The sequence below is a fragment of the Immundisolibacter sp. genome, assembly GCF_028696615.1.
Taxonomy (GTDB): Bacteria; Pseudomonadota; Gammaproteobacteria; order Immundisolibacterales; family Immundisolibacteraceae; genus Immundisolibacter.
This window is the reverse complement of sequence record NZ_JAQVGQ010000294.1, coordinates 1-2,820: the sequence shown is the minus strand read 5'-3', so window position 1 is coordinate 2,820 and position 2,820 is coordinate 1. Positions and strand designations below refer to the sequence as shown.

Below are 2,820 nucleotides of genomic sequence, written 5' to 3'. Positions count from 1 at the left end.
AATCGTGGCCAAGGACAAGATCATGGCGCTGGACCTGCCAGAGCCGAAAACCATGCCCAAGGAGCTCAAGGCCCAATACGAGGCGGCCAAGGAGCGCCTGGGATTCGTGCCGAACGTGCTGCGCGGCTATGCCCACGCGCCGGAGCGCCTCGCCAACTTCGTGGCCATGCGCGATGGGCTGATGGCGAGCGAGTCGGGCCTTTCCAAGGCCGAGCGCGAGATGATCGCCGTGGTGGTGTCGTCGCTGAACCGCTGCCACTACTGCCTGGCGAGCCACGGCGCCACGCTGCGCAAGCTGACCGGCGATCCGCCGCTGGCCGACACGCTCGCCATGAACTACCGCGCCGCCAAGCTCACCGAGCGCCAGCGCGCCATGCTGGATTTCGTCGAGCGCCTGACGCAGGCGCCCGAGACCATCGACGACACCGACCGCGAGCTGCTGCGCGAGGCGGGTTTCAGCGAGCGCGACATCTGGGACATTGCCGAGATCACCGGCTTTTTCAACATGACCAATCGCCTGGCGGCGGCCACCGGCCTGGAACCGAACCGCGAGTACTACGACCTGAACCGCCGATGAGCACCATGCACGCCATCGAAGTCGCCACCCCGGGTGGCCCGGAAGTCCTGCGCCTGGTCGAGCGCCCGCTGCCCGTGCCGGGCGCGGGCCAGGTGCGGGTCAAAAACGCCGCCTGCGGCGTCAACTTCATCGACATCTACCACCGCACCGGCTTCTATCCGCAGCCGCTGCCGTTCGTGCCGGGGCTGGAAGGCGCCGGTGTGGTGGATGCCGTAGGTCCGGGCGTCACGCGTTTTCGGCCCGGCGATCGGGTGGCCTACCCCAACACCCCGGGCGCCTATGCCGAGTACACCTGCGTGCCGCAGGACCGGCTGGTGCCGGTGCCGGACGGCCTGCCGCTGGACGTGGCCGCCGCCGCCATGCTGCAGGGCCTGACCGCCCATAGCCTCACGCATAGCGTGTACGCCATCCAGCCGGGCGATACGGTGCTCATCCACGCCGCCGCCGGCGGGGCCGGGCAGATGCTGGTACAGATGGCCAAGCTGCGCGGCGCGCGGGTGATCGCCACCGTGTCCACCGAGGCCAAGGCGCAGATCGCCCGTGAGCGCGGGGCCGACGAGGTGATCCTTTATTCCAAGGACGATTTCGTCGCCGCCACGCGGCGCCTGACCGATGGCGCCGGCGTGCACGCCGTGTACGACTCGGTCGGCGCCAGCACGTTTCTGAAAGGCTTCGATGTGCTGCGCCGGCGCGGCATGATGGTGCTGTTCGGCCAGTCGAGCGGGCCGGTCGAGCCGATCAGCCCGCTGCTGCTGTTGCAGAAGGGCTCGCTGTTCCTGACCCGCCCCAGCCTGTTCGACTACATCGCCGAGGCCGACGAACTGGCCGCCCGTGCCCGCGACCTGTTCGGCTGGCTGGCCGCCGGGCGCATCGGCCTGCGCATCGACCACCGGCTGCCGCTGGCCGAGGCGGCGCGGGCACACGAGCTGCTGGCCAGCCGCGCCACCAGCGGCAAGCTGTTGCTGGTGCCGTAACCGTCAGGCGGTGCGGGCGGCGATCAGCGCGTCGAGCTCGGCTTTAAGGCGCCCCAGGATCTCGTCGTAGCCGAAAGCACCCAGCAGCTCGCCGCGCCGCTTGAAGTTGACCTGCTTCGGCCCGCACCACAGGCCGAGATCCGCGTCGTCGGTCTCGCCCGGGCCGTTCACGCGGCAGCCCATCACGGCGATGGTGAGGTGGTGGTCTTTGGCGTAGGCGGTCAGCTCGCGCACCTGCTCGGCCAAGTCCACGAACGCCTCGTTCTGCACCCGCGAGCAGCTCGGGCAGGAAATGATGTTCAGACCCTTGCCGAAGTCCACCACCGAGCGCACGCGCCCGGCGGCGATGTCGGCCAGGATCTGCTGGCCGGCGGTGACTTCCTCGGCCTTGCGGGCGTTCGGCAGCGTGAGGGACACGCGGATGGTGTCGCCGATGCCGGCGCCGATGAGCTGCTCAAACGCAATGCGCGTCTTGATGATGCCATCCGGCGGCAGGCCGGCCTCGGTCACGCCCAGATGCAGCGGCACGTCCGGGCGCTGGGCGGCGAAGCGCTTGTTGAGCTCCACCACCTTGGCCGGGTCGGAGTCCTTCAGCGACACGCAGTAGCGGGTAAAACCCAGGCTGTCCAGCAGCTCGCAGTGCTCGAAGGCGCCGACCAGCATCGGCGAGATGGAATCGTCCGGGTCGAACTGCGCGGCGCGCTCGGGGTCCAGCGAGCCCGCGTTCACGCCCACGCGCAGCGCGCAGTCGTGCCGGGCGGCGATGTCGGCCAGGTACCGCACCTTGTCCTGCCAGGGCTTGTGCTTTTCGTGGTGGTAGAGGTGACCCGGGTTGTAGCGAATCTTGTCCACGTGCGGCGCCACCCGCTCGGCCATGCGGTAGTTCTCTTGCAGGTCCACCGACAGGTTGGCCTGCGTTTGGGCGCGGATGGCGGCCAGCGCCTCGGCGTCCTTGGGCGTATCGACTGCGATGCGAACCACGCCCGCGCCGGCGGCGGCGAGATCATTCGCCTGCGCCACCGTGGCGGCGATGTCCTGCGTTTTGGTGGCGCACATGCTCTGCACGGCGATCGGGTGGCCGGCGCCGATGGTGATGCTACCGATACGGACCGGACGGGTGGGATTGCGGACAATCGGCATGGTGGACACGCGCGGGCTGGGGTGGGGCGGTCAGTATACTGATGGGCGTTCACGCCCCCGCAGCGCGCTGGCGCCGCCAGCGCCGATCGCCACGGAATCCCATGCTGTACCGCCACCTCGCCGACAGCG

3 protein-coding genes are annotated in these 2,820 nt (G+C 69.4%); 2 read left to right on the top strand and 1 reads right to left on the bottom strand.

Annotated features, from left to right (window positions below):
* Window positions 1–577, top strand: a 577-nt coding sequence (locus PHC73_RS13410; RefSeq protein WP_300129261.1) for a peroxidase-related enzyme, incomplete at its 5' end; no start/stop codon positions are given.
* A gap of 5 nt (window positions 578–582) precedes the next feature.
* A complete protein-coding gene (locus tag PHC73_RS13405; RefSeq protein WP_366949892.1) occupies window positions 583–1,551 on the top strand; it encodes a quinone oxidoreductase in 969 nt (322 codons plus the stop codon).
* 3 nt (window positions 1,552–1,554) lie between these two features.
* Here the strand turns inward: PHC73_RS13405 and ispG are convergent, their stop codons facing one another.
* A complete protein-coding gene (gene ispG, locus PHC73_RS13400; protein WP_300129257.1) occupies window positions 1,555–2,691 on the bottom strand; it encodes a (E)-4-hydroxy-3-methylbut-2-enyl-diphosphate synthase in 1,137 nt (378 codons plus the stop codon).
* Window positions 2,692–2,820: the final 129 nt, after the last annotated feature.